The sequence below is a fragment of the Halobacillus sp. genome (assembly GCF_049282395.1).
In the GTDB taxonomy this organism is placed as follows: domain Bacteria; phylum Bacillota; class Bacilli; order Bacillales; family Halobacillaceae; genus Halobacillus.
On the sequence record NZ_JBAPTY010000255.1, the window covers coordinates 1 to 4,100 of the forward strand.

Below are 4,100 nucleotides of genomic sequence, written 5' to 3' on the forward strand. Positions count from 1 at the left end.
GACTATCAACGCCTAAGTAATATTTATCCACACTTTCGGAAGTCGTTATAGAATGAGTACACGAACTACAACAACAGGATAGAATTACTCTCCATTTATTTTCACGATCTTTATGAAGGATTCATAATCCTTACATCCACTTCACAAAATAAGAGTCAAAAGTCATCCACATGTGGAAAAAAGTCACTAACGATTTTAGTTACCCACAATTGTCCACAGACTTATGCACAATTATTGGTAATTTTCTAATATTCACAGGTTTTCCCCTGATGTAAACAGGTTATCCACAAAACTATCCACATATGCACAATTTGGGAGGGGTATATGGTAGTAGAATTTACGTTCGCCACCATATATGCTATTTATCCAGAACACTATTCACAGGCTGTGGACAAAAATATGAGGTTTTTCGACAATAAAAGAGATATCCTCAACGGTTTAAGTTTTTAAGGATACCTCTTTTTGTACGTTCTATTCTTGTGAACCAAGGGTTACGGTCGTCGTATTTTTTTCACCATCACGGTAGTACGTGATCTCAAGTTCATCTCCGGCGTCTTTCTCATTGTATAAGTATTTCCGAAGATCAATAATGTCCTTCACTTTGTTGCCATCCAGTGAAGTGATGACATCAAGTGGCTGCAATCCAGCTTTAGCTGCTGGCGACATTTGCTTAATGCTTCTTATATACAGTCCGCCTTCAACTTCCTCTGGTAAATTCAACGTACCTTCCCACTCCGAGCTTGGAACTTCATTGAGGCCATAAGCTTCGATCCCGATATAAGGACGGTTCACCTGTCCGTATTGTTCCAGTTCTTCTATAATTGGTTTAGCTGAATCAATCGGAATAGCGAATCCTATCCCTTCCACAGCCGATTGAGCAATCTTCATAGAATTAATTCCAATTAACTGTCCTTCTATATTGATTAAAGCTCCTCCGCTGTTTCCTGGATTAATGGCTGCGTCCGTTTGAATAACTTCTGCCTGCCAGTCTTCTAAGCCATCTCCATTGAAATCCTGTGGAATCGCACGCTGCTTGCCGCTGATAATTCCCTGCGTGACCGATCCGGAAAAGCGCAGTCCTAGTGGGTTTCCAATAGCGATTGCGGGCTCACCGATTTTAAGGTTTTCTGAACTTCCGAGTTCAATCGTATGCTTCACTTGATCCCCAGGCATTTTAAGAACCGACAGATCTGTAAATACATCGCTCCCGACAAGCTGAGCTTTAATTCTCGTTTCATCGGCAAGGACCACTTCGATTTCACTGGCCCCTTCGATTACGTGGTTGTTTGTCACGACATAGGCCGTTCCATCTTCCTTCTTGTAGATGACACCTGACCCTACACTGCTTTGCTGACTGGAACCATTCTGCTCCCAGAAATTCTGCTGAGATTGAAGATTGACTACACCTACGACAGACGGAGTAACTTTATCTACAACATCTGTAATTTGCGAAGTCACATCTAGCTTCACATTTTTCGTAGTATCTCCTGTGAGCCCCTGGTCATCCTCGACCAGTCCGCTGTCATCTTCAGGAATGGTAATTTCATAAGGAAGTAATTCGGTTTGAACAAGTGCTGGAAGTGCTAACAAGATTAAAACTGCACCAAGGATCACGCCTACAATGGTAGGCATGACCCAACGTCGTCGACTGTTCTTCTGCTGGGCAGCTGGGGAGTGGTCATCATAGTAACCCACGCGGCTTCACCCATCCTTTCTTCGCTCGTTTATGATCTACTCACGTATTCTTTCCTGTTTTACCAAAAATAAAACGCTGTTATACCTCATAAATCGGAGTTGCCTGTTTCGGATCCGTATCATGAAGCTCAAGGTGAGAGCCAATGTGGAATCCCCGTTCTTCTAAAATGTTTCGAACGGACATACGCGCAAGGTCCTTCATATTATTGTCCAGACTCAAGTGGGCCAGATAGATGCGCTGCGTGCGGTCCGTCAGTATATCGGTTAAGGCAAGAGCACAATCTTCATTCGAGACGTGGCCGGAATCTCCTAATATACGCCGTTTTACATTCCACGGATATCGCCCCATGCGGAGCATACTTACATCATGATTGGATTCAAAAATATAAGCGTCGGCATCTTCCACCGTTTTTTTAATTCTTTCAGATACATAGCCCAAATCCGTGACGAGGGCTACTTTTTTTCCATCCTGATGAAAGGTAAAAAACATAGGATCCGCGGCATCGTGCGAGACCGCAAATGATTCTATATCAAGCTTGCCGAACGTCTTCGTTTCTTCCATATTAAAATGAAATTTCTGATCCAATGACAATTTTCCAATATGCCCTTCCATGGCGTGCCACGTTTTTTCATTCGCATAGACAGGGAGATTATAACGTCTTGCCATAATTCCCAATCCTTTAATATGGTCGCTATGCTCATGCGTAACTAAAATTCTGGATAAGTCATTCGGATCAATATTCACTTGCTGCAATAAACTTTCGATACGCTTCCCACTTAATCCTGCATCGACTAAAATCTTTTCTTCCCCAGATTCTATATAAAAAGCATTACCTGTACTGCCTGAAGCTAGTACACTCATACGTAAAGTCATTCATTAGACACTCCATTGTTTGTTTCTTCTGTTTCCTCTGTTCCTTCTGTTTCTTCATTGCTTTTTTCATTATCTACCAGAGGGGCAGGTGTATTATTCACACTTAAATTAAAGGAGCTGTTAATCTTCTCGATAAAGGCTGACTCCTCTTCGTCAATAATCGCACCCGTTATCGCATAGACAAACAGGATCTTCTCTCCATTTACCGTCACTTTCCACGTTGGGGCAAATACTTGAGGGCCATTCTCCTCGCCGGGTACTAAATTAATGCTGTTGTAGTAACCGACCGTCATATTGGTAACCTCGTCTCCAGAGACTAAATGTTCTTCATCCATTAATCTCTGAATGACCTTACTCGGCTGAATCAACTGCGGATCCTTAGTACCGGAGCTTGATGCTTGTTCTTCTCCATCCGAGAAAGATATCAAAGTAGCAATATAGCTTGTTATTTTCCCATCCGCAACCTGAAGCATTAAGAAGCCCCCGCTATTATAAAAAATGGTGCGGTCATTTTTCTTCTGAAAAAACAGGATAACTCCTTCTTCTTTGTTCCAGTTCCAATATTCATACTGACTACTAAAAGGGACCACACGGTTTACCTGCTCCACTACATTATCTTCTGTAACTTCAATAGGCTCATTGAGTTTGCCTTTTAAAACACTGTTATTCTGTACAGCAACCGTTTGCTCGTCTCCCTCTCTTAATTCCTCGATCTGTGAAAGAATCCCCTCTGAAAATTCACTACCTGAAGAAATGGTCTGAGGAACGGACGGCACTTCGCTTGGGATGTTATCCCAGGAGACCGTAATGTTATTGTTTTCAAGCTCATCTTCAAAATCCTCAGAGTTAGCTGTAGCAATCGGACCAAGCTCCGACGCCTGCTGCTTTTCCATAAACTGATTGAGGAGAAAGATATCCAGAACTAAAAAACTAAGGATAAATAATACTTTAATTTGTCCCCATTGCATTTACACCCTTCTCCTTCCTAGGATACTTCTTCATTTTGGCTTAATTCTTCCATTTCCAGAGGAACCCAGCTTCCCGAAAGTTTAACAAACCATCCAGGAAAAAGGGAATAAGCAAGGTTTGGACGCTGCTCTTTTAACTGATACCCAATCTTAACGCCTTCCACTTCTTCCGAATTATATTTATCCGTACTCGTTAAGAATTCCCTCACTTCTTCTCCTGAAGCGAGCTCGTCCGTGGACATGTTGTCATAAGGATAACGCTCAAAACTGACAAGAGGTCGAATATACTCCTGGATATAGCCTTGCTCGTATTTCATGGACATGATTTCTACATCGGTTTCGCTTGATAGAATAGGCAGTCCATTGAAATGCATGCGGTACGTTGCCTTCTCCATGGTCGATGAAATACTGTCCAAATAAAACGTGTTGGTCCAGCCCACGTGGTTATTCACATCGTTGATGCTGCGGGTTAATAAATCATATTCAAGCAGCGGACTTGGGTTAGCACGGTTAGGAATCATATACTCATATTTAAGTCTTGTTTCATTATCCAGAACATCCAA

General features: G+C 42.1%; 4 protein-coding genes. All 4 read right to left on the reverse strand.

The window, feature by feature from the left end; genetic code table 11:
• Positions 1–471: 471 nt before the first annotated feature.
• Entirely contained in the window at positions 472–1,695 is a 1,224-nt protein-coding gene (locus WAM07_RS10945; RefSeq protein ID WP_422166809.1) for a S1C family serine protease, read from the reverse strand.
• Positions 1,696–1,774: 79 nt separating this feature from the next.
• Positions 1,775–2,569 (reverse strand): MBL fold metallo-hydrolase, encoded by a 795-nt coding sequence (locus tag WAM07_RS10950; protein ID WP_422166811.1) that lies wholly within the window; start codon positions 2,567–2,569, stop codon positions 1,775–1,777.
• Complete coding sequence (locus tag WAM07_RS10955) at positions 2,566–3,537, reverse strand: two-component system regulatory protein YycI (RefSeq protein WP_422166813.1); 972 nt, start codon at positions 3,535–3,537, stop codon at positions 2,566–2,568. The genes WAM07_RS10950 and WAM07_RS10955 overlap by 4 nt, the downstream gene beginning before the upstream one ends.
• Positions 3,538–3,554: 17 nt before the next feature.
• Positions 3,555–4,100 (reverse strand): two-component system activity regulator YycH (gene yycH / locus WAM07_RS10960; protein WP_422166815.1); only part of this gene is annotated, 546 nt, incomplete at its 5' end.

Coding starts and splice junctions, on each gene's coding strand:
- WAM07_RS10955 (WP_422166813.1), bottom strand. CDS start 3,537: ATGCAATGGGGACAAATTAAAGTATTATTTATCCTTAGTTTTTTAGTT.
- WAM07_RS10950 (WP_422166811.1), bottom strand. CDS start 2,569: ATGACTTTACGTATGAGTGTACTAGCTTCAGGCAGTACAGGTAATGCT.